The 24427-nt window shown below is 36.3% G+C and carries 21 protein-coding genes and 1 other annotated feature; of the genes, 14 read left to right on the top strand and 7 right to left on the bottom strand.

What is annotated here, in order from left to right; all coding sequences use genetic code 11:
* Positions 1-166 precede the first annotated feature (166 nt).
* The 7 genes from ABH968_RS20840 to ABH968_RS20810 all read left to right on the top strand — a co-directional run bounded on the left by ABH968_RS20840 (position 167) and on the right by ABH968_RS20810 (position 7305).
* On the top strand, positions 167-1186 hold the full coding sequence (locus ABH968_RS20840) for a serine hydrolase domain-containing protein (protein WP_370047104.1): 1020 nt from the start codon (positions 167-169) through the stop codon (positions 1184-1186).
* On the top strand, positions 1183-2496 hold the full coding sequence (locus ABH968_RS20835) for an ABC transporter substrate-binding protein (RefSeq protein WP_370047102.1): 1314 nt from the start codon (positions 1183-1185) through the stop codon (positions 2494-2496). The genes ABH968_RS20840 and ABH968_RS20835 overlap by 4 nt, the downstream gene beginning before the upstream one ends.
* A 158-nt stretch (positions 2497-2654) precedes the next feature.
* Entirely contained in the window at positions 2655-3599 is a 945-nt protein-coding gene (locus ABH968_RS20830) for a carbohydrate ABC transporter permease (protein ID WP_370047100.1), read from the top strand.
* A gap of 12 nt (positions 3600-3611) precedes the next feature.
* On the top strand, positions 3612-4439 hold the full coding sequence (locus ABH968_RS20825; RefSeq protein WP_370047098.1) for a carbohydrate ABC transporter permease: 828 nt from the start codon (positions 3612-3614) through the stop codon (positions 4437-4439).
* A complete protein-coding gene (locus tag ABH968_RS20820; RefSeq protein WP_370047096.1) occupies positions 4426-5424 on the top strand; it encodes an N-acetylglucosamine kinase in 999 nt (332 codons plus the stop codon). Before ABH968_RS20825 ends, ABH968_RS20820 begins: the two co-directional genes overlap by 14 nt.
* Before the next feature lie 19 nt (positions 5425-5443).
* The gene (gene murQ, locus ABH968_RS20815; protein ID WP_370047095.1) at positions 5444-6349 is read left to right on the top strand and encodes an N-acetylmuramic acid 6-phosphate etherase; all 906 of its coding nucleotides are present in this window, start codon (positions 5444-5446) and stop codon (positions 6347-6349) included.
* A gap of 83 nt (positions 6350-6432) precedes the next feature.
* On the top strand, positions 6433-7305 hold the full coding sequence (locus tag ABH968_RS20810) for a MurR/RpiR family transcriptional regulator (protein WP_370047093.1): 873 nt from the start codon (positions 6433-6435) through the stop codon (positions 7303-7305).
* Between the two features lie 96 nt (positions 7306-7401).
* Here the strand turns inward: ABH968_RS20810 and ABH968_RS20805 are convergent, their stop codons facing one another.
* The 3 genes from ABH968_RS20805 to ABH968_RS20795 form a co-directional block, all read right to left on the bottom strand.
* Complete coding sequence (locus tag ABH968_RS20805) at positions 7402-8484, bottom strand: ABC transporter ATP-binding protein (protein WP_370047091.1); 1083 nt, start codon at positions 8482-8484, stop codon at positions 7402-7404.
* 104 nt (positions 8485-8588) lie between these two features.
* Complete coding sequence (locus ABH968_RS20800; RefSeq protein ID WP_370047089.1) at positions 8589-9449, bottom strand: PucR family transcriptional regulator; 861 nt, start codon at positions 9447-9449, stop codon at positions 8589-8591.
* A gap of 205 nt (positions 9450-9654) precedes the next feature.
* Entirely contained in the window at positions 9655-11841 is a 2187-nt protein-coding gene (locus tag ABH968_RS20795; RefSeq protein WP_370047087.1) for an MMPL family transporter, read from the bottom strand.
* 115 nt (positions 11842-11956) lie between these two features.
* Between ABH968_RS20795 and ABH968_RS20790 the strand changes: the two genes are divergently transcribed.
* The 4 genes from ABH968_RS20790 to ABH968_RS20775 all read left to right on the top strand — a co-directional run bounded on the left by ABH968_RS20790 (position 11957) and on the right by ABH968_RS20775 (position 15897).
* Entirely contained in the window at positions 11957-12583 is a 627-nt protein-coding gene (locus ABH968_RS20790) for a TetR/AcrR family transcriptional regulator (RefSeq protein WP_370047085.1), read from the top strand.
* 482 nt (positions 12584-13065) lie between these two features.
* Positions 13066-13494, top strand: coding sequence for a helical membrane plugin domain-containing protein (locus tag ABH968_RS20785; protein WP_079563022.1), 429 nt, complete (start codon positions 13066-13068; stop codon positions 13492-13494).
* Positions 13495-13544: 50 nt separating this feature from the next.
* Positions 13545-14729, top strand: a complete 1185-nt coding sequence (locus tag ABH968_RS20780) for an NAD(P)/FAD-dependent oxidoreductase (protein ID WP_370047083.1) — start codon at positions 13545-13547, stop codon at positions 14727-14729.
* Between the two features lie 214 nt (positions 14730-14943).
* The gene (locus tag ABH968_RS20775; RefSeq protein ID WP_370047081.1) at positions 14944-15897 is read left to right on the top strand and encodes a methyl-accepting chemotaxis protein; all 954 of its coding nucleotides are present in this window, start codon (positions 14944-14946) and stop codon (positions 15895-15897) included.
* A gap of 168 nt (positions 15898-16065) precedes the next feature.
* Here the strand turns inward: ABH968_RS20775 and ABH968_RS20770 are convergent, their stop codons facing one another.
* From ABH968_RS20770 to ABH968_RS20755, 4 genes are all read right to left on the bottom strand, one after another.
* Positions 16066-17307: an MFS transporter gene (locus ABH968_RS20770; RefSeq protein ID WP_370047079.1), complete on the bottom strand. Its 1242-nt coding sequence runs from the start codon at positions 17305-17307 to the stop codon at positions 16066-16068.
* Between the two features lie 66 nt (positions 17308-17373).
* Positions 17374-17638: a binding site (T-box leader), on the bottom strand.
* A gap of 147 nt (positions 17639-17785) precedes the next feature.
* Positions 17786-18403: a hypothetical protein gene (locus ABH968_RS20765; RefSeq protein ID WP_370047077.1), complete on the bottom strand. Its 618-nt coding sequence runs from the start codon at positions 18401-18403 to the stop codon at positions 17786-17788.
* Positions 18403-18861 (bottom strand): hypothetical protein, encoded by a 459-nt coding sequence (locus ABH968_RS20760; RefSeq protein WP_370047075.1) that lies wholly within the window; start codon positions 18859-18861, stop codon positions 18403-18405. The genes ABH968_RS20765 and ABH968_RS20760 overlap by 1 nt, the downstream gene beginning before the upstream one ends.
* Positions 18854-20035, bottom strand: coding sequence for an ABC transporter substrate-binding protein (locus tag ABH968_RS20755; protein ID WP_370047073.1), 1182 nt, complete (start codon positions 20033-20035; stop codon positions 18854-18856). The genes ABH968_RS20760 and ABH968_RS20755 overlap by 8 nt, the downstream gene beginning before the upstream one ends.
* A gap of 76 nt (positions 20036-20111) precedes the next feature.
* Here ABH968_RS20755 and ABH968_RS20750 point away from each other — a divergent pair, with 76 nt between their 5' ends.
* The 3 genes from ABH968_RS20750 (at position 20112) to ABH968_RS20740 (ending at position 24292) form a co-directional block, all read left to right on the top strand.
* On the top strand, positions 20112-21080 hold the full coding sequence (locus ABH968_RS20750; RefSeq protein WP_370047072.1) for a quinone oxidoreductase family protein: 969 nt from the start codon (positions 20112-20114) through the stop codon (positions 21078-21080).
* A 698-nt stretch (positions 21081-21778) separates the two neighbouring features.
* Complete coding sequence (locus tag ABH968_RS20745; RefSeq protein ID WP_370047070.1) at positions 21779-23236, top strand: MBOAT family O-acyltransferase; 1458 nt, start codon at positions 21779-21781, stop codon at positions 23234-23236.
* An 18-nt stretch (positions 23237-23254) separates the two neighbouring features.
* A complete protein-coding gene (locus tag ABH968_RS20740) occupies positions 23255-24292 on the top strand; it encodes a hypothetical protein (protein ID WP_370047069.1) in 1038 nt (345 codons plus the stop codon).
* The last annotated feature ends 135 nt before the right edge of the window (positions 24293-24427 follow it).

Here is a 24427-nt window from a genome sequence, read left to right as displayed (position 1 = left end):
AGGTAGACGGATGACTCTGTTTATCGAAGGGGAGTTTTTTTGATGCTTTACATAGTAATACACTAAAAAATGAAAAAAAATTTTAAAATTAATTGTTGTTTTATATCATTTTATTTCATATCATAAAATTACAGAATATTTCGTTATTTTATTGTGAGGTGTTTATTTGGTAGATGCATATATGAATCGCTTAGTGAGGGATAAGGAAATTCCAGGTGCAGTGCTTGTTGTCCAACAGCAGCATAGATGTTTATTGTCAAAAAGCTACGGAGCATATACAGCTGAGGATTGGAGTAAGCACATTATTTCAAAAAGTACTTTGTTTGATTTGGCATCATTAACAAAAGTCGTAGCGACATTACCGGCTATTCTATTGTTGATTAGTAGAGACAAGTTAAACTTGATGGATTCAGTACAAAAACATTTACCAGATTTTAGATTCCCGCACATTACAATACAACATTTATTACAACATAGCTCCGGACTACCAGCAGACTTAGAGCCGTCTGTTAGGAGACATCATCAGCGTGATATTATGCAGGAAGTTTTAGCGTGTAATGTCATTGGGCAGCCGAATGAGCAAGTAATATACAGTGATTTAGGTATGATTTTATTAGGGAAGATTATCGAAAATGTTGCGGGCCAGTCTTTTCAAAGTTTTGTAGAGCAAGAGATTTTCAAGCCGTGGGGTATGCATCATACAAGTTTTCGGCTACCTGAGCAGAAAAGGGGGCAAGCAGCAGCTACAGAGATGGTATCGGGTAAATTTGTGCAGGGAATTGTGCACGATGAGAAAGCACTGCTGTTAGAAGGGGTGTCAGGTAGTGCAGGGTTATTTTCATGCGCAGATGATTTAGCGAAATATGCGAAATGTTGGTTGGGCATAACGCAGCAATCTACCATACCATTTGAGTGGATGGAGCTGGCATACACGAAGACAATCGGAAACAGGGGACTCGGCTTTGAAGTTTGGAATGGAGATCATTCATTATTTTGTTTCGGTAGGGGGTGGACGAAGGGCTCTTTTGGCCATACAGGATTTACGGGCACTAGTATTTGGATGGACCCTATTAAAAAGGCGTTTGTTATTTTACTTACAAACGCAGTTCATTATGGGAGAAATACGCGCATAAGGGAAATTAGAGAAAAGCTTCATACGATGATTTATGAAAATCTAATTACATGAAGGGTGGATGTGTGGTTATGAAACAAATGAATAAATGGTTGTTCCTGTTGCTTTTATTACTCGTTGTAGCACTAGTAGGCTGTAGTTCAGATAAGAAATCTACAAGCTCGTCAACACCTGATAAAAATGATGAAGGAAAAGCGGAAGAGGTTTCGCTAACTATAGGTAGTTGGCGGACAGAAGACGTCGCGAAATATGAAAAAGTCATCGCTTTATTTAATGAAAAACATCCCGAAATACACATATCATTTAACCCAACTAAAAATACAGAGTATAACACTGTGTTAAACACAGCGTTACAAGCTGGCGAAGGTCCAGATATCTTCCATTTACGTCCATATGCTGCAGGATTAAAACTTGCTGAGGCTGGTTATGTAGAAAAAATTAATGGCTTAAATGGTTTGAGTGTATACCCTGAGGAAGCATTAAAAGCTTCACGCGATGAAGAAGGTAATCAGTATGGTGTACCTATTAACTTGAGCTCAACTCAATTCTTCTACAATAAAAAGATATTTAAAGATAATAACTTAGAAGTACCTACTACTTGGGATGAATTCATAGCATTAAATGATAAATTGCTAGAAAAAGGAATTACGCCAATTGCAATGGGAACTAAAGAAAGTTGGTTATTATCATTGCTGCATGGTATTGTAGGTCCTGCTATTTATGGAGGGAATGATTACTATCAAGCAGTGCTTGCAGGAGAAAAAGATTTCACAGATCCTGCATTTATAGAGTCTATAAAAGTGATGAATGACTTGAAGAAATACTTCCCGGCGAATTCAGAAGGCTTAGGGATGGATGATATTCGCACATTATTCGCGCTAGGTGATGCGGCTATGTTCCCACTAGGGAGCTGGGAAATTCCAGTAGTGCTAGAAATGAATCCAGATTTAGATTTAGGTTACTTCCCAATACCATCAAAGACTGGGAATAAAACAGTAACGACTTGGGTGGACGGTTCATTTGCAATCAACGCAAATTCAAAACATAAGGATGCTGCTAAAACATTTTTAGAGTTTTTAACAACTAAGGAATTTGGGGAGTTATTTGTAAAGGAATTTTCAATGATCAGTGCAATTCCTGGCATTACCTCTGACAATGCTTTGTTAAATGACATTAGCAAATCCACAGAAAATGAAGCAACACCATATATGTGGGTTACGAATTTTACAGGTGGAGATCCGACAACAAAGAGCTTGCTTGAAAGTGAGTTACAAGGTATGTATTTAGGTCAAGTAACACCGAAAGAGGTAGCAGCAAAAGTACAAGAAAACGCTAAATCATGGTTTAAACCATTTCAAAAATAATTTTGGGTTTCCTTGAAGAAGTGCTTAATTTACATCTTCAGACAAGTAGGGAAGTTAATTAGACAATGACAATGTATTGAAATCATGACCCCACTAACGCTTCGGAGGAAGGAGTTGGGGTCTTACTGTCTAAATACCTCTAAAGGGGCTGTCCAATAATGAAAATAACTACAGCTTCACCAACTAAAAAGAAAAAAACTTGGGCAAAGTGGACTATTCATCTTTTTCCAATCCCTGCACTGATTATTTACGGAATGTTTGTCCTGTATCCGATCTTAGCGGCATTATCTTATAGTTTTTTTGACTGGAAAGGGCTGACGAGAGGCAATTTTATTGGATTTCAAAATTTCGTGACATTGTTTACGACGGAACCATATGGGTCAATGTTTTGGAATGCCTTCAAACATAATGTACTGTATTTTATTTTACAAATGGTTGTAATGAATGGATTAGCCTTCTTCTTAGCGTTTATTATTTATCAAAAAATTAGAGGGGCAGAATTTTTTAAAGCAGCCTTCTTCTTACCACGATTATTATCAGTAATTGTTGTAGGGTTTTTATGGAAACTGATTTTGAATCCGAACATCGGTACTTTAAATGTAATATTAGGGAAAATAGGTTTGGAAAGCTTACAAAAGGCATGGTTAGGTGATCCCCATACAGCTTTAATCTCTATTATTTTAGTAAATTGTTGGTTTGGTCTTGGCTTTGGCGTCTTGATTTTCTTAGCTGGCTTTCAAGGGATACCGAGTGAACTAATCGAAGCAGCGAAGTTAGACGGTGCAAAGGGCTTTACATTATTACGTACAATCTACCTGCCATTAATGATTCCTTCGATTATGATCATGGGTGTCTTAACATTTATTCAATCATTTGAAGCCTTCGAACTTGTTTATGCAATGCAGGGCTCAATGGGAGAGCCTTATTATTCAACAGACACATTAGCTGTGTTCTTCTATCGCTTAGCATTTGGTAGCTCAACAGCTTCTGGAGCGACAGCTATTGGTTTAGGGTCAGCGTTAGCAACGGTTTTATTCTTCTTTATATTAATTTGCACAACAGTATTTTTACGCTTTACGAGTAAAAGAGATGTACAAATGTAAAGAGGTGAGTATATGAAGCAAGGCACAATTTGGGCAAGGCCGTTTTATTATATTGTTGTATTTGCGGTGGCGACAATCAGTTTATATCCAATTTTATTAATGATTTTATCGTCATTTAAGACGAGTTTGGAGATTTACAAAAATCCATTGGGCTTACCGACCAGCTTTAGCTTAGATACTTACCGTACGTTATTGTCTAAAATTCCGTTTACAACCTATTTCATGAACAGTGTCTTCGTGAGTATTGCATCTGTTGTCCTAATTGTTGTTGTTTGTTCATTAGCTTCATTTTATATTGCACGTTTTAAATTCTCGTGGAATCAAGCGCTATTTTTTATTTTCCTATTAGGGATGATGATTCCCATTAAACTTGGGATTGTACCTCTTTTTATTTTAATGCGTGATTTAGGGCTTATTAATTCATTGTGGTCTTTAATTTTGATGAATACAGCGACAGGCATTCCGCTGACGATGCTAATATTAACAGGCTTCTTTAAAACGATGCCATATGAGCTAGAGGAAGCCGCTCGTATTGATGGGGCCGGAAATTTAAGGGTTCTTTGGCATGTCGTGTTACCGTTAATGAGGCCGGCATTGGGAACAGTAATCATCATTAACTTTATTGCTGCTTGGAATGATTTTTTCTTCCCGCTTATTTTCATTACAGATAAAATGAAGCGCACAATTCCAGTTGGGATGATGTCACTTTTTGGGGAACATTCGGCAGACTGGGGTTCGCTTTTCGCAGGTTTAACACTTGCCTCATTGCCGATGATACTTTTATTCTTTATTGCATCTAAGCAATTCATGGAAGGGCTGACGGCTGGTGCCATTAAATAAACAATATATTATTGGTGTAGATGGTGGTGGGACGAAAACCCGTGCCGTTATAGGGACAAAATGTGGGGAAGTGCTTGCGGTTGTTGAGGGAGCGGGAGCAAATATAAAGTCAACTCCGCCAACAGAAGTACAACAGCAAATCATGAAACTACTAACGGAGTTACTACAAAAAGTAGGGATAACGAGGAAAGAAGTTTCGACTATTTTTTTATGTATGGCAGGAGGGGATCGTCAGGTAGATTTTGTACGCTGGCATCATTGGATGGACTTGTTTTTTTCATCTGAATCCTGCAAGGTACATGTTACAAACGATGCGGTAGCTGCACTTACAAGTGGTACATTTGCACATGAAGGGCTTGTCATTATTGCTGGAACCGGTTCTATCGTCTATTGTGTTCAAAAAAATAATCATGTTAGCCGAGTAGGTGGATGGGGTTATTTATTTGGGGATGAAGGTAGTGGCTACTATATAGGGCAAGAGGCATTACGTGCCATTGCACAGCATTATGATGCATTTGGCCGAGATGGTGATGCGCTTACTGAGGCAATCTTAAAGAAACTGGGGCTAAAAGATCCGACCGAAATGATTACGGTAATCTATGAGCATGCACAAGCCCGCGCGTTAATTGCGTCTATTGTGCAGACTGTATTACAACTAGCTGAACAGGGTCATGAAACAGCGAAGGATATTATAGAACGTGCCACTACCTACTTAGCTCAATTATTGTTAACCATGTTTCAAAAAGAGCCGCAAGTCAAAAGCTTTCCGATCGTCACTTGTGGTGGTTTATTTGAAAGTAGCTATTTTGCTAATTGTTTTCAAAGAAAATTACAGCAAGCGACAATTGATAATCGACTTATTCAACCCGAAGTACCACCTGTTATTGGGGCATTTATAAAAGGGCTTATCAGTGAGGGAGTTCACATCACGGAGTCATTGCAGCAAATCGTAAAAGAATCTTGGATGAGCAAAAATAAGATGTAGTAGGAGGGATTAGACTTCGATGGAGCGAATGACAAAACTTACAACAGAAGGCTACCATCCACAATCAGCGAATTTAGATTTAATGTCAATTGCTGAAATTGTGCAGCTAATGAATGAGGATGATGTAAAAATACCGCTTGCTATTGCAAAGGTATTGCCTGAAATTGAACAAGCAATTGAGGTCGTCATTCATGCGCTGAAGAATGGTGGGAGATTATTTTATGTAGGCGCTGGGACAAGTGGACGTATAGGTTTATTAGACGCAGTGGAATGTCCTCCAACGTTCAGTACATCACCAAAGCTCGTGCAAGCTATATTGGCAGGTGGCTCAGACGCAGTAATGGTCGCCATAGAAGGTGCTGAGGACGATCTTACTTTGGGAAAAGTTGCGCTAGAGAATCAGAAGCTAAGTGCAGCGGACGTTGTCATAGGCATTGCAGCAAGTGGTAGAACGCCATTTGTAAAGGGTGCGTTACTATATGCGCAACAAATAGGTGCACAAACAATAAGTTTAGCTAGTAATCCACAATCCATCATTAGTGCTCATGCAGATATTGCCATAGAAGTGATTACTGGGCCAGAAATCTTAACGGGTTCTACAAGATTGAAAGCTGCGACTGCTCATAAACAAATATTGAATATGATAACGACAACAACAATGATAAAGCTTGGGAAGGTCTATAAAAATCTCATGGTAGATGTCCATGCAAGTAATTATAAATTACGTGAACGTGCTAAAAAGATAGTCTGTGAGGCAACAAATGTATCCTATGAACAGGCAGAAAACATATTAGAACAGACCAATTATCAAGTGAAGCTTGCTATTGTCATGTTGCTCACTAATACGACTTTAGATAATGCGCAAACATTACTTACCCAATCAGAGGGTCATGTGCGCACGGCAGTAACGTTGAAGAAGGATTAGCTAAAGGGGTGGGTGGAAATAATTCCATTCACTTTTTCATTATCGCTTCTATACATATAAAATAAAGCGCGGAGTTGATTGAAATGGAGAAGATAAATGCAGGATTGATTATGCTTGCAGAAATGCAAGAGAAGCTACCGCCATCTGAAAAGAAGGTGGCCACCTATATTTTAGAACATCCATCAAAGGCAATTAAAATGACAGCTGTTGAATTGGGAGAGGCGAGTCATACAAGTAGTGCGGCCGTTATTCGTTTATGTAAATCTTTAAATGTTAGTGGTGTCCAGGAGCTAAAGTTACGAATAGCTGGCGATTTGCAACGAGAAAAAACAGATGATCGTGATATTGAACCGAATGAACCGTTACGATCTATTGTAGAAAAGGTGACGATGCAAAGTAGTCAAATCTTAAGACAAACTGCAGATTTAATTGATGCAGTAGAGCTGAAACGAGCTGTGTCAGCCTTATCAAAGGCCAAAAGAATTTTCTTTTTTGGCGTCGGTGCATCTGGTATAGCAGCAATGGATGCAGATCAGAAGTTTTTGCGAATAAATAAGAATAGTAAGGCGTTCATGGATTTACATTTAGGGGCAACAGCGGTTGTCAATGCTGAAGAGGGGGATGTGGTAGTCGGTATTTCATTTTCTGGTGAAACGCATGAAGTGGCTAAAATTCTTGAAATTGCTCGTGACACGCCTGCAACGACAATAAGTTTAACACGCTATGGTAGTTCACTCGTATCAAGCTTGGCAGATATTTGTTTATACACGTCACCAAATGTAGAAGCAACATCTAGAAGCGGAGCAACTTCTTCGCGTCTTGCACAACTTCATGTGGTTGATATTCTATTTATGTGTGTAGCAACAAGCGACTATGAGCAAACAATTGATTATCTAGATGCAACACGTACAGCAATTCAAGGGCTACATAAGAAGGTCAATAGAAGAAAGAAATAGTGAAAAAAGGTCCTTCAAAGTAGCGGAATAACTCAGGCGATATCACGGGTCATGGCATCGCTTGAGTTATTTTTTAGCCACTGAACTACAGCAACTTTATATACGTTCTTCTGTATGTGGATCGAAGAAATGTATCTTTTCTTCTTTCATCACTAGTGTCACGACGTCAGCTGGATGTAAATTAGTATCAGCATTAACCCGTGCGATGAATGTTTGATTTGCTAATGAGGAATAAAGGAAAGTTTCTGCACCGAGCAGTTCAGCAACGTCAATTGTTGCGTTGAATACATAAGGAGAATCGGCCGCTGTCATTTGCAAATCTTCAGGGCGAATCCCAAGTACAATATCTTTGCCTAAACAATTTTTTTCCTTCAACGTTGTTAAATATTTTGGTGGAATCGGAAAGCTATGCTCACCTAAAATTACAGTTGTTTCTGTTAAATGTCCTTGAAAAAGATTCATGGAAGGGGAGCCGATAAAGTCAGCTACAAACATATTTTGCGGCTTATCATATACTTCCTTTGGAGCGCCAATTTGTTGAATAAGACCATCCTTCATCACAACGAGGCGAGTAGCCATAGTCATTGCTTCAGTTTGGTCATGTGTAACGTAAATAGTCGTCGTTTGAATACGTTGGTGTAGCTTCTGAATTTCAGCACGCATTTGTACACGTAACTTGGCATCTAAATTAGAGAGTGGTTCATCCATTAAAAAAACTTTGGCATCACGCACTATAGCTCGACCGAGAGCTACTCGCTGACGTTGCCCACCTGATAACGCTTTTGGCTTCCTTTTTAAGTAATCCTCTAAGCCTAATATTTTTGCGGCTTCTCTCACTCTTAGATCAATTTCCTTTTTATCAACCTTACGAAGTTTTAAGCTGAATGCCATATTATCATAGACGGACATATGAGGATATAGTGCGTAACTCTGGAATACCATAGCGATGCTACGATCCTTTGACTCCACATCATTCATTCGTACATCGTCGATATAAAATTCACCCTTTGAAATATCCTCTAAGCCTGCAATCATACGCAATGTCGTTGTTTTCCCACAGCCAGATGGACCTACAAAAACGATAAACTCCTTATCGTGGATATGCAAATTAAAATCAGTCACAGCCTGTACATTTTTATCGTAAATTTTATAAATATGCTCTAAACGTAATTCAGCCATACACTACGCCCCTTTGTAAGTGATACATTCATTGTAAAGAATAGTAGGAAAAAGGAATAGATAAACGCTGCACAATATTTAAGTTATAAATTGTGCAGTGTGACTTATAACGACTCTAAAAAGGTGATAGCAAGAAAGACTTCAAGCCTATCCTCAAATTGCCGTATATCTTTTCGGGTAAGTTGCTGAAATTTGTCTAGTCGATTTTGTAGTGTGTTACGGTGCATAAACATTTTCTTAGCAGCAAGTGTGATATTACCCTCGTATTCAATTAATTGTTTTATTGTTTGTACTAACTCTGGCTGTGAGGTTGCATCTTTTAAAATAGAGGTAATAAAAATATCTTTCTCTTGTATACTGAGTCGCTGTGATAAGTACGGTACAAATAGCTCTTGTTGTGTAAGAACATGCTTAGGTGTATAAGACCAAAGTGATTGTTGGATGTCGACTAGCCAGTTAAATCTCTTTTTTGTTATTGCAATATCTGGTAGTACATCAGAGACAAAAATTTTAAAGTTGGCTTCTAAATCTTCGCGTAAAAGATCAATGTAATGAGAAAAATTAAGTAATTCATCGTTTTCGATGCATTCAATAATGGCGAACAATTGAGGAATTAATGATATGAGTATAAAGTCTTTTCCTAGTAATGCTTCAAAGGCCGTTCGAAGTAAATTAGGTCTAGTAAATACTTTATCGAAATGAAGAAACAGAATGCGATGTTCATGGATTACAGTTGGACTTTCATTTGTTTTATCTGTTAAGTAATCAAACCATGCCGTATCGTAGTAATCCGGAAGCGCGATTGGCCCTGAAAAAATACGCAATAGCTCTAGCTCACCTTGTGTAATTGTATGTTTTGGAATTTCAAAAAGTTGATTGTCAAAATTAAATAGATAACATTCTATCTTATTACCTGAAAAAGGTCTTAGTAATGGAAATCGCTGTTGCAATTTTTGATAGTTCATGAATGCCACATCCCTTTTGTTAATAGTCGGAATAGAAACACACAACAAATCATGCAATTTTGTAATAAGTATATATTTTTCGGAAAATGATAGCAATATTCGTTGAATGGACACTTCAAAACAGCACGGACATTAGCAAAAGCGAAAGGGTGGATGAATTTTAATATCATCCAAACTAATTGCGCTAATGTCCGTGCAGTAATTTTTATGCATCCTTTTTAAATAATGCTCCTGGCCAAAACGCATATCTACAGAGAACAGTAGTAATGGCAGGTACGAGCAATGGACGTACAATGAACGTATCAAGCAGCACGCCAATTGCCGTAACGACACCGAACTGAACAAGTACTTGAATAGGTAATGTAGCAAGGACAGCAAATGTTCCAGCTAAAATTAGACCAGCAGATGTAATAACACTTCCTGTTCGTACGACACCTTCCTCAACAGCTGTTAAATGATCTACTGTTCTACGTTTCTTCCAAATTTCTGAAATCATAAAGATATTATAATCTTCTCCGAGTGCCACTAAAAATACAAAAGCATAGAGTGGAATCGCTCCTGAAATGGCTTCTGCTCCCATTACATGGTGTAAAATTAGCCATCCTGCACCAAGTGCTCCGAAATAAGAAATAATAACTGTTGCTAATAAATAAACAGTTGCTGTTATTGAGCGTAGATAAATAAATAATAACAAAGCAATTAAAGCAATCATTGTTGGCATAATAACAGTTTCATCGCGTACAGTTAACTGCTGTGTATCATATTGACTGGCCGTTTCGCCGCCAATCCAAATATGTTTATCTGCATCCTTTATCCCTTCAGCCTCAAGCATTTTTATAACCTCCGCTTTAAGCTCTGGAATATTGGTTAACGATTCCTTAGCATAAGGATTTGTATTTAAAGAAAGCTCGTACAATTGGATAGCATTATTTTTCTCTCCAATTTGGACATCTGCAACACTATCAATATAAGAAATTTTAGCTAATTGCTGCTGCAAGTGAATATCTATACCCTCTGTATCAATGACGAGCTGTACTGGAGCTAGTTCTCCAGGTGAAAAATTTTCTTCTATTAAAGTAAAGCCTTCGCGCGATGGCATATTCTCAGGGAATGACGATAATAAATCAAAAGTATACTGAATACGTGGTACGAATGCTGCTAATCCACCAAGTAACAGTAAAGTGACAACAATGACAATCCATGGTTTATGCGTTACGAAGCGCCCGATTATATGGCTTATTTTATGTGTTGGTTTGTACTGCTTTTTCCCCTTTTTATGAGCCATATCCTCAGTTCGAGGTATGAATGGGAAAAAGGCAACGCGACCTATTATAACAAGGATTGCTGGAAGTACAACGAGCGCTGCAACTCCCATCACAAGTACACCAAAGCTAAACGGAATAGCAAAGCGTTGGAACGCACCATAATGGGCAAGGCTAAGAGTAGCTAAACCGATAACAACCGTTAAGGCACTCATCATAATCGCACCGCCAGACTCCTTTATAGCAAGCTTCATGGCAGTAGTTTTATCCTCAATTGTAAATAATATCTCTCGGTACTTAGATATTAAAAATAAACAATAGTCTGTACCTGCGCCAAAGAGTAATACGGTCATAATAGAGACAGCCTGTGAGTCCTTATCAATCCATCCATGATCAGCGAAGAAACCGAGCGTTGGACTTATAACGACATAGGCAAGAACAACAACGACTAATGGAATAATAGCTAATAATGGTGAACGATAAATAATAATTAGTAATACTAAAACAAGAAGCACTGTCGCAATTAATAATTTAACATCAGCTTGAGAGAATAAACTGGCAGCATCCGTAGCGATACCAACTGGTCCAGAATAACGCACATGAAGATTGTCACTAGCTAAGTCTTGATCTAGTTGGATACTATACTTATCCATTGTTTTTGTTAATGCCTTTAAACTTTCCCGCAACGCATCAGTAGCAACGCCTTTTTCAAAGAAAACAGGAGTTACAATTGTTGTGCCATTATCAGATGCAGAGGCTAAAAAGGCTTGAGGAGGCATTTTATCATATGGTGGAAGAACAGTTTGATTTGCTAAAGGTTTAGCTTTAAGCTCTCCGTAAACCTTTTGGATAGCAACGAAATCATCAGTAGTTAGCCCGCTATCCCGATGCCAGACGAGTAATAATGGTGTACCTGCATCATTCGGAAATTGTTCTGCAATAATAGTCGCGGCCTGCTGAGACATTTCACTTTCGGGTAAATTTTTACCAGATTCACTCTTAATACTATTAATCTGTGGCCAGGCAAATGACAGTACAACAACAAGTAAAATCCAAAAGATAAGGGCTAATAAGCGCCCTTTTTTACTTGCTACCATTGAGCCCCATTGCTCAAGTGGATGTTTTTTCATTTAAAGACCTCCGTTTCATATAAGTAATTTTAATTATATATACTGGAAGGTTAATTAATCAATTGCGAAAAATTTATATGCTATACTATGTCTAAAAAGAATCCTTTATAAGGGGGTGAACTTGTTGAAGCAGTCACCGCGTGTTCTCGGGAGACCTCGGAATGATGAAAATGCGAAGCCGAGAAAAGATATTGTCCTTGAAACGGCAACAAAGCTTTTTATAAAAGAAGGCTATAAAAATATTTCGATGGATGATGTAGCAAAAGCTTGTAATGTTACAAAGGCGACTATCTATTACTATTACCCGACTAAAGGGGGTTTATATACATCAGCGTTGCTGGCAATGATGGATCGAATCAGACTGTCCATTTTGCAGATTTTAGAGCAGCCAATATCATTTAAAAAACAGTTGGAGCAGCTTGTTGAAATTCATTTATCAGCCACTGTAGATATTGATATGAAAAATTTTATGAGAGAGGCGACAATTAATTTATCGAAATCTCAATTAAAAGAAGTGCAGGCAGCAGAAAATAATATGTATGAAACGATAGAGCAGGCGATGCAGCGAGAGATGGAGCAAGGCACAATTCGGAAGGGAAATGCTACCTTCTTTGCACATGCGTTTATGGCATTAATGTCAGTAGGTTATTTTAAAGATGGAGAAGGGAAAAGGTTATTTCAATCAGAAGCTATGGCTGCGAAAGAAATTATAGACTTTTTCTGGAAATCTGTTGAAAAATGATTTCTTTCATTATATATAAGATGTATTACACGAACGATTTAGGGAAAGTTTAAATAAACCAAATACTATTGAAAATCAAATATATTAAAGTGATGTTTTAATAATTCGGGATCAAAAATATTGTATTTTTTAACAGTAGGGACAAAAAGTAAACTTAACTACGATATATAGTTGATAAAATCAATGAATTTTGAAAAGATTGTCGAAATTGTGATTTAGCTCATTGAAATAATGTACAAACAACCTTATAATGAAGGTTGTAACGTCACCAAGACAAGATAAGGATGGAATTATGATGCACTTTTTGCAAAATAAAGTTAACATTGTAATAACAAATTATACGAATTGCTATCCAGCTCTTGAGACTGGTGATTTGTAAGATATACGCGCTGTAACGACTGTTAAGAAGTGCCTTAATGGTCTTTTTTACATGGAAGTAATAAAATTAAAATAGTAATAGTGATGGCAAAGGAGAGTTCAAAATGTCAGAAACGAATAACCAAACACAGTCTGAACAATTAACTGTAAGTCAAGAACAATTGGATGTGCTAGATCAATTATTAAAGCCTGAGGTTCAGGAATCACTTACAACTTTAGTTGAACAATTACCAAAGTTAACTGAGATGATGACGCTATTAACAAAATCTTATGAGTTTGCTCAAGCTGTTGCAACTGACGAAGTGCTAAAAAATGATACTGTTGGTGCGGTAACAGAAATGGCTGGCCCAGTAGTAGGATCAGCTAAAAACCTTGCAGCTACTGCAATTGAAGCGAAAGACCGTGCTTCTGAAAGCCAAGAAGTAATTGGTTTATTTGGTCTTATGAAAATGTTAAAGGACCCACAAGTTCAAGGTGTTTTCCGTTTTGTTAATGCTTTCTTACAAGTAAGCGCTGAACGTAAAGCTAAATAAGACTCGACTCGAGATACATTCAATTCGTAAGGACGGAGGATTAATTAATCATGTCAAAAGAAATCGTCATCTTAGGTGCTGGTTACGCTGGCGTTCTAACTGCATTAACAGCACGTAAGTATCTATCAGCTGATGAAGCTAAAATTACTGTAGTAAACCAATTCCCAACACACCAAATCATCACTGAACTTCACCGTTTAGCTGGTGGTACTATTGCTGAAGGTGCTGTTGCTTTACCACTTAAAAAAATCTTTAAAGGTTTAGATATCGATTTACAAATCGCTAAAGTTACAAAATTCGATGTAGACAGTAAAAAGGTTGACCTAGATACTGGTTATACTTTAAATTACGATACTTTAGTAGTATCTTTAGGTAGCCAAACTGGATTCTTCGGTATCCCTGGATTAGAAGAAAACTCTATGGTACTTAAATCAGTAAACGAAGCAAACAAAATTAACAAACACATCGAAGACCGTATTAAAGCATATGCACAAACAAAAGACGAAGCAGATGCAACAATCGTTATCGGTGGTGGCGGTTTAACAGGTGTAGAGCTTGTTGGTGAAATCGTGGACAACTTCCCGAAAATCGCAGCAAAACACGGTGTTAACTTTGCTGATCTTAAAATCAAACTTGTTGAAGCTGGTCCAAAAATCTTACCAGTACTTCCAGATGTACTTATCCAACGTGCTACTGAAAGCTTAACAAAACGTGGAGTTGAATTCATTACTGGTACTCCTGTAACAGGTGTTGATGGTAATGTTATCGCTCTTAAAGATCGCGAACCAATCGTTGCCAATACACTTATTTGGACAGGTGGGGTAGCTCCACTTCCAATCGTAGGTGAGTCTGGCCTTGCTGCTGACCGCGGTAAAGCAACGATTAACGAGTTCTTACAATCTACATCTCACAACGATGTATTCGTAATTGGTGACGCATCTGTTGCATTACCAGCTGATGGCGGACGTCCGCTATACGCACCAACTGCTCAAGTTGCATGGCAAATGGGTGAGTGCGCTGGTTACAACTTATTCGCACAATACAAAAACCAAGAGATGAAATCATTCTCAGCAATTAACTCTGGTACACTTGCAAGCTTAGGCCGTAAAGACGCTGTTGCGACTATCGGTGCTAGCAACACAGAACTTAAAGGTCTTCCTGCAACACTTATGAAAGAAGCGTCTAACATTCGCTATCTTACACACATTAAAGCGCTATTCGGCTTAGCGTATTAATTTATATTTTCCTAATTAAACCACTCTTGCAATGGACATAATGTCAGCTGTGAGAGTGGTTTTATATTTGAAAAATTTCTGTTGAATTGGGAAGAAAGTAGCTATTTCTCGTGAAATAAAACCGGATAAATTTGTTATTTGCTTTATTAATCGTTATAAAACAAGTAAAATTAATACATGTTATATAAGAAAATTTATCTAGAGGTGATAAGTTATGCTAACAATGTTTCAATCAAAAAAAGAGGATATAGAGCAATTTAAGATAAAAATAGATGAGCTTAATGCAAAGCTTGATAAAAAGGATCATGAATTCCAAATATTTTTAAATGACTTACATAAAGAACTTATTTCGACTATTGAACAACATGATATAGTCAATAATCAACATATAGTTTTAGGGAAAATGGTTACCAAAATTCTAGATGAATTTAATAAAGTAGAAGATAGCACAATTCACTCTAACGCTATATCCGAAAATGCACTCGAAAAAGGTAATTCTCTAATTACTTCATCAGATGAGATGGTGACACTTTCAATTGAAAGTAAACAAGCTGTTCAAGAAGTGGAGTATTTAATCGATTCTCTAGGTGAGCAATCCCAAAAAACTTCATCGAGCATGAACCAATTAAGTGATCGCTCTAAACAAATTACAGAAATTGTAAAAGTGATTAGTGATATCTCCAATCAAACCAATTTACTTGCGTTAAATGCGTCAATAGAAGCAGCTAGAGCGGGCGAGCATGGAAAAGGATTTTCGGTTGTTGCCGAGGAAGTAAGAAAACTAGCAGAAAATACAAAAACTAGCACAGAGGATATAACCAACCTTACGAAAAAAATAGAAGAGCAAATTTCAGAAGCCTATGAAGATAATAAGAACAATATGCAGTTAGTTACAGAAGGCATAAAAAAGAGTACCGAAACCTCTGAACAAATAAATGCATTATTGCTAATGATTACAAATGTTCAAGGTGAGGTGAATGAACTGCTTGATTATATCAAAAGTCAAAAAATTTCCAATGAAGATGTTATGAATAAATTTAATACTACAACGATTTTATTTGACGAGACAAATAAAGTACTAACAGATCATATAGATGAATCGGAAGTTGTAACACAAAAATTATTGGAAGCAGTAGATAAAGTAAAATGCTTTCCAACTACTTCCTAATGGTAGACGGACGCTAAAACATACGGTTTAAACTTCGAAAAAGACAACCTCTTGCGCATACAAACAAGAAGTTGTCTTTTTTATTTTCCTTTACTATTTTAAGTGTGATGATTCACGTTTCAAATTCACGGCGAAGAAGGATTTTTTTCGCACTTTATTCTCTAGTCTCTAAAGCTTAGAAATATTTGAATAAAATCTGGCCTTTGAAGGTTGAACATTAAAAATTAGCAGTATAGTTGCTACTACAAACATGATGATGGCCGCAGATACAACAACATATCGAATAGATATAATTTCGGCTACAACGCCAAAGATGGCAGTTATGATAATAATGAACAAGGCTTCTACAAAGCCGTAAATACTTCCTATTCTCCCCATGCTGTCGACAGGAATATTGTTTTGATAAAAAGTATAGAAGCCCGTATTGGCAAAGGCTGTTGCAAAGGATATAATAAAAAATCCTAAAGAAGCTATAAGAAATGTATAAGAGGATGTAGAAATTAAATAGCCTAAAGCTGTTATTAGTGATCCCAAACCTATAAGCCAAGCAGTTGGTATTTTTCCAACGATTGCTGTATTCATTAAAGAACCAACTAATACACCAGCACCTGCTATGCTCACTAACACACCGTATTCACCTTCGGATAATGAAAGTACTTGAGTAGCGAAGGCAACCTCTAAAGAATCAGTTGCTGTCATCATGACAAGCATCGCACTAAATAAAAAATAGATTATCATAATATAAGGATTTTTAAGGCTAAATTTTATAACAAGCTTCCAATCATTGAATAATACCTTGTAGGAAATTTTCTCATCTGCTTTACTAGTCAGCTGTTGATTGGCTTCAACATTAGGCATACCTAATGTAATACAGGCTGATAAAAATAAAGCAATGGCATTCAAGTAAATTGCCATAGTAGGCGTTCCAATCGTAAACAGCAGTCCTGCAATGGCTGGACCGGTTATGAATGCGCCAGAATCAAGTAAGCTACGAAGAGCGTTAAAACGTTTTCTTTGTTCAATTGGTATTAATTTCGTAATGTAAGTCATGGAAGTTGGATGATACATAGAACTAGCCATTGTGATCACAAAAACCATGAAATATATCCAAGTCAACGTAGAGAAGAAAGGTAGTATGACAATTAGTAAAGATTCAAAAAGATTGAGAACAATCATGAGATATTTTTTATTTAAACGATCTATCAAACTACCTGACCAAAAATTAGCAAAAAGTGTAGATGACGCTCTAACGATATACAAACCGGACACAGCTATAGCTGACCCTGTAAGGTTGAAGACAATAAGATTTAAAGCTATAAAATATATCCAGCTTCCAACGCTGGAAACACCAATACTAAACAATAATATAGCCGGATAACGCCACGCTTCTAATAATTTAATCATGCTCATATAAATTCCTCCTTGTAGTTATGACAAGTAACTAAAACAAAAAATCCCACCCCCAAGACGATTTGTCTTAGGGACGAGATTGTGGAATTTATACTCACGTGGTGCCACCCTAGTTCGCTATTATGTCACCATAATAGCCTTTTCAGTACGGCATAAATACTTATGCTTATACTGTTTCTCTGTAACGGGAGTTCCCGTCGCACCATCATTCAAACAGAAATCCAATGCGCTACTCCGAGGTTTGTTTCAATAATTCGTTCTTACTCGTTTTCAGCAACCCGAGCTCTCTGGGAAGAACAGCCTTATTTACTCTTCTCTTCAATGTATTTTTGATAGTGTAGCATATGTTTGTAATTTTGGTAAAGTATCAAATTTTAAAAACATTGCGATAAATTACAGGGACATTCCGATAAACTATGAAATTGTTCCGATAAATTCAGAAATTATACCGATAAATCCTGAAAACGTTCCGATATTTTTATTGAAGATAAGCTTTAAGCTTCGTTAATAATGACTGACAAAGATTCACCGACTCAACTGTACGATTTGCTATTTCAAGAGAATGGTCAGCATTTTCTACAATAGCAAGTTCATGTGAAGAAAGTTGTTCTAAACTTTCTTTAGAGTAGTGAGGGTCAGCTGTACCGATTGCTAGAAATGCCTGCTTACCAAGCAAATTTTTCATAACATGATCAAGTGACAGCAGGGGTGTTAAAAGCACAAAACGAGAAGGAACAGATGAAGCCTGCTGCATATAAAAATCTGTGATAGGCAATGTTCCGAGTGATTTTCCTATGTAAACAGCTTCTGTGTAAGATTTTGTGCTTAAAATATATTTCACAATAGGATTTGCTGCATTATAAACCATTGCTGAAATTGCTTCTGGCTCCTGTTCAAATGGCTGCGAATTAAATGCATAGCATACTTGTACTACATCATAGCCAAGCTCTAGCATCAGCTCAGTGGAATAATAAAGAAGTGGTTTTTCATACGTATAGCCTGTGCCAGAGAACATGAAGCACACCTTATCACTTTCTATATCAAAGAAATTGTATGTAACATCGTTGTATTGTTCTTTTCTCGGTTTGATTTTCATCATAATTCCTCCTTGTCATACCAGATTGTTGAAAGATCGATGTGCCCCAAGTGGTTGAAGTCCAATTCTAAAATATCGTGGGCAAACGGTATATCATCGAGATGTGTAAATAATGGTATCAAAATTGCTTCTTCAATTAAATAGTTGTTTATAGAATCGAAAAGTAACGGCCATTCCGCCACCGTGGCTAATTTAAATTTTTCAAAGATATTTATAAAATATTCATCTTCTTTGCACACTTTATAAATTGGAGAAACTGGGCTGAACACGGTATGTAATTTTTGAAAAGCGGTATTTACAGTTGTGACGTTCGTATAAACAAATGCATCATATGTAAGAGGTTGAAGACTATCATTAATATATTGTGAAAGTGTTAATGCTTCTATTTGAAGATGATAACCATATTTCGTTAAAGATGAAATTAAGTATTGGCTTAGATTGATTTTCCCTTTAGGCACACCAATTAAAAACCTCTTTTTTACATAGTGGTGAGATTGTATTACCAAAACTACTTAAATGATTTTGTAATGAAGAATCTTTTTCAATGGGTTTATATAAATGTTTATGTATGATGTTTTTAATATGTTGCCTTTGTGCTTTAGTTGAACAAGCTTTCTCATTTTTATTTAAAATGATTGCACAAACCCCGTTTTGAATATTAATTTTTTTATGAGTAATGTCATTTGAGAAATTAGTTTGATAAAACGAATTAGATGTTTTGGGAAGTATGTTTAATTCTACCGTAGGCAATAATGCTCGCATGCCAAAATAATTGTCATTTGCTTCTAAGACAATTTGCTGGGGTGTATGTTTAGATATGGCAAATGAGCCTGTTCCGAAAACGACATTATCCACAACTTTATAGATACTTGCTTGTATATCTGTTAGTAAGTGTAGTGCGTAGGAGCAAGACTCCGAAAAAATAAAATCAATTGTCCACATATCAACAATGATAATTTCTAGAATAGGCTGCCATAAAGGAAGATGTAGTAATTGGCGCAAACACCAAGCTACATCATGTGCTGTTAGTAAATCGCCATTGTGAAATGCAACATTTTTTCGTAAATAAAGACGCAATGTTACGTCATTAACTTTCCAATGGTGAGCAAGAGAAGGGATAATATCCCCATTAGTATCCGCTTCAACTAAACGATTGGTTAAATTGGATAGAAGTGCAGCACTATAAACATCGTTTACTTGACTAGGTTGTAAAGTATAAATAGGATGGTAGATTGGCACAATCAAACGCTCATTATATAGGATATTGTTTTTTATATTTTGTTGATATAGATGCTTAAAGTTCATTGCTAAAGAGTCCGTTAAATTAGGAAATGCAAATAATTCTTCCCAATCCATCATAGTCATTGTGGAGAGATGGGATGAAAGCTTACCTACAATAATTTGTTCAATATCTCCATGCCATTGAATTTTGGATAAGTGACCACGTCCATTCCCAGCTTTATAATTTAGCCAATTGTGTTGATGAAATAATTTAAGATAACGATTCAATTGTTTAGGACTTATTTTTAATATATTAGCTAATTGTTGATGATGAAAAATGTTTTCTTTCTGTTGGCAATAGAGTGAAAGTAAATAAAATAGTGTTTTATTTTTTGATAGAAAGGTGGACATTCGATATCTCCTTTTGTCTCTTTTTGTGAAAATTGTTCTATTTTATAATCTTACTATAACAAGGAGGGAGAAATTTATGAAGGCTGTGATCATTAATGAGTTTGGTAGTTCTGATGTTTTAAAGTACGTGGAATGTCCAAAGCCCACTATTTCAGCAGGGGAAATATTAATACGTACCGCGTATACGAGTGTGAATTTTGCTGATATTAAAAACAGAACAGGAAATAAAGCAAAAGCAAATTTCCCAATGATACTCGGTTTAGATGTAGCTGGTGTAGTTGAAGAGGTTTTTGATGAAAGTAGTGCTTTTAAAGCTGGAGATGTCGTTCTTGCATTCCCTAAAAATGGAGCCTATGCAGAATATGTGGTGGCGAAAGAGCAGCTCGTCTTTAAAATTCCGAGTGATGTCTCTTTGGAAAAGGCAGCCGCGGTGCCAACGGTTTTGTTTTTATCCTATCTTTTGACACATCAAATTGCGCCAATTAGTAAAAATGATAGCGTATTAATTCATGCTGCATCTGGTGGTGCAGGGACAATGCTTATTCAAATGGTGAAAAAGCTAGGTGCCAAGAAGATTATTGGCACGGTTGGTGATATGAAGAAAGCGACAATTGCCCTTGAACTAGGTGCACATCATGTACTGACATACGAAAATTTTAGTGCGCAAGTCAATGAATATACGGATGGTCATGGTGTTAACATTATTTTTGACTCCATTGCAGGAAATATTACGGAAGAGAGCTTTAACTGTTTAGCTCCGTATGGTACGTTGGTGCAATTTGGGAATAGCGGTGGCAAAGCCGGAAATATAAAAACATCTGATTTACATAGTAGCTGCCGCAATGTGAAAGGCTTTAGCCTAGGAACGACTCGAGCTTCCAAGCCTGAAATGCTACAACAAATTGCACAGGAGATGTTTGCAATATTGAAGGATGAAAGCTTCCAAGTACCAATTGCTAAGATCTTTGCCTTAGAAGACATGCAGAAAGCGCATGATTTGATGGAAAGTCGCCGGCATCAAGGGAAGATTTTAATTAAAATATAAAATGAACAACCTCTGTATAGTGATCAACACGCTATACAGAGGTTGCTTTTATTTTAGTGTCTGTAGCTCGAAAACGGTATTGTTGTAGGATAATATCTACAAATAATGAGGTGATTCTTTGAAAAAAATAATAGGATTTTTACTAGTTTTATCTACTTTGTTTTTTGCTTTTAATTCTATTGATGGGTGGACTTGATTCTGGACTTCTCACTACTAAAACCACCTTTCATTTTTCGACAATAAATAGGGATTTCCTTTAAATATTTGTTAAAATGAGGTATTATTATATGGATTTTTGTCTTTCTTTACCTTGTTTTGATATTGTTATTTGTTTTAGATTTACTTTTTATTATAATGTTATATTTGGTCTCTTTACATACATACTGAACTTAATGATGGTATTTATTTCATTTAGATTTTACTAGTGTGCCAATGTTAAAGTGTTATATGGCTAATTTGAAATTGATGTAAATATAATACTAAAATATTAAATATGATAGGCTCTTCACCAACAGTTGTTAAACGTATGCCAAGTTTTTGGTTGATGGGGGTAGAGGCTGGGCGACTCCTTTTGATCAGCGTCAAACGAAGCGGCTCATCTGTCACGCCCGGTCGGAACGGAATCAACCTCAAGTTGTGGTGAGGAGTCTATTATTTTGTATTGAATATAAAGGAATGGCTATTAGGGGAGTGGTGCAATGCTTTTTAATTCCTTTGAATTTATTTTTCTATTTTTACCAATAACATTTATTATCTATTTTTTATTAAATCGTTTCAGGAACCAGCAATATGCGATTTATTGGTTGGTACTGAGCTCTTTGTTTTTTTATGGCTATTTTAAGTTAACTTATTTAACAATCATCACGATCTCAATAGTTGTGAACTTTGCTTTAAGTCGGTTGATTAGTAATACCAATAGTCGGTCGAGAAAAACTTATATGATTATTGGCGTAATCTTCAATATTTTAATTCTTTGTTACTATAAATATACAGGTTTCTTTATTGACAATATAAATAGTTTATTTGATACAAATTATGCACTGTTGCACTTATTGCTACCATTAGGACTTAGTTTTATTACATTCCAACAGATTGCTTTTATTGTTGATAGTTATCGTGATGGAACAGCTCATTATAAATTTAGTCATTATGCGCTGTTCATTTTGTTTTTCCCGCAGTTAATTGCAGGACCAATTGTTCAGCATGATGAAATGCTTCCCCAGTATGATACTAAGGGAAATCGTAAAATTATTCATGAAAATGTTGCACGAGGCTTATTTATTTTTGCAATTGGTTTAGTCAAGAAGATTGTTATTGCTGATACGGTTGGCATATGGGCGAATGAAGGCTTTGCTAATTATAGTAACTTAAGTTTTATAGAAGCTTGGATTGCCTCATTATCATATACAGTGCAACTTTATTATGATTTTAGTGGATATTCTGATATGGCGATCGGTTTGGCATTATTATTTAATATTAAACTGCCAGTAAATTTCTACTCTCCTTATAAAGCACGTAATATTCAGGAGTTTTGGAAAAAATGGCATATGACGTTGAACAGATTTTTAACTACATATGTTTATTTTCCGCTAGGTGGTAGTCGTAAAGGGGCTTTTAGAACCTATTTAAATATATTAATTATTTTCTTCATCAGTGGATTTTGGCATGGAGCTGGGTGGAATTTCATTTTGTGGGGACTTCTACATGGCTTTGCGTCTGTTGTTGTGAGACTTTTTAGTAAAACAGGTATTAAGCTTCCGTATATACTTTCGTGGTTTATTACATTCCAATTTGTTAATATCGCTTGGATATATTTCCGTGCAACAAGTCTTGAGCAAGCGAATACTATTATAGCCAAAATGTTTACGCCAAACATGACATCTATAAATAATTTCTTTACGGAGCCGCTTACTAATTTTGCGCAAGCGGAGGCATTTAATATTTTGGGACTAACATTAAGTGATCCAATAGTGATTGTTGTAGGACTGTTAATCACACTTGTTATTGCCTTTACGGCCTTAAATTCTATTCAATTAATGGATAAGATGAAATTTAATTGGGGAGCAATCATTTATACGCAATTTATGATTGCACTAGTGCTAGTATCGATTTACTATATGCAAAAAAATAGTATATTCTTATATTTTAATTTCTAAATAAAGGTGTGAATTAACATGGATCCAAAAAAATGGTTAGTAAAATTGTTTGCCACATCTTTCATAGTAATAGGATTACCTGTTTTCGGAATTATGGGTTTCAATTATTATATTGACCCTCTTTGGAATTACACACATGCGAATGACTTAAACGACTATCAGCTTGGCTTTGATGAAAGACAATTAAAAACAAATTATATGAATAGCCATGATTTTAACTATGATAGTTTGTTAATAGGAACGAGCAGGATTACGTATCTTGATGAGAGGGCCTTTAAAAAAGAAAATGTTTATAACTATTCATTAAGCGGGCTGCATATAAAAGAATATTTGCCTTACATGCAATATGCTGAAAAGAAAAATGGTAAGCCGTTTAAGAGAATTTTTATTGAGTTATATTTTGATTCAGCGAATGCTGGCAAACCCAGTACATTGAATCCTCCACAAACATATTTTGAGACGTCGGAGGCACCGTTTTATGCAATAAAGTCCTTATTTTCGGCAAGCACGATGCATTATGCTCTTTTTAATTATGATATTTCAAAAGCAAATCATTACGACGGTGCTCGTAGTTACACGCGTAATAATATTGCACAAACGACGTACCCAAATGATGATATTGAGCAGGAATGGCAAAAATTTAAGAATAACTTTAAAGCAGAGACAGCCAAGCCTTTTATGTACGATACTGACTATCGAAAAAGGCTTCAAGCTATAAAAGATGCATTCCCAAATTCAGAACTAGTAGTCTTTACAGAGTTAATGCCTGCAAAACGGCTTCAAACAATTTTGCATAACGATAATCGTTACGAGGCTTATAGTAGATGGATGAACGATATGGTAGATGTGTTTGGAACCGTTTATAGCTTCCATGGTGTGAATGAAGTAACGACAAATGAAAACAACTTTTTTGATTGGTTGCATTACTATCCAAACGTTGGGAATTTAATCATTAAATCTTTAGAGAACAGGGAAGAACGATCAACTATTATGCAAACTGTAGATAAAGGGAATCTTGATGAATACCTTAAAAATGTAGTGGTAGATATAAAGTGAAACTTTAATCAGTGGGGATTTTCTTTATCCCCACTGATTATTAGGTGTGCCGGGCATGTCCGTCAACTAGGTGATGAAAGTTCACTGTGGACGTTGGGATATGCGAACCACTAGCCAAGTGCAAGGGTGTCCGTG

The organism is Lysinibacillus sp. RC79, from assembly GCF_041262405.1.
In the GTDB taxonomy this organism is placed as follows: Bacteria; Bacillota; Bacilli; order Bacillales_A; family Planococcaceae; genus Lysinibacillus.
This window is presented reverse-complemented; position numbering and strand designations above follow the sequence as displayed.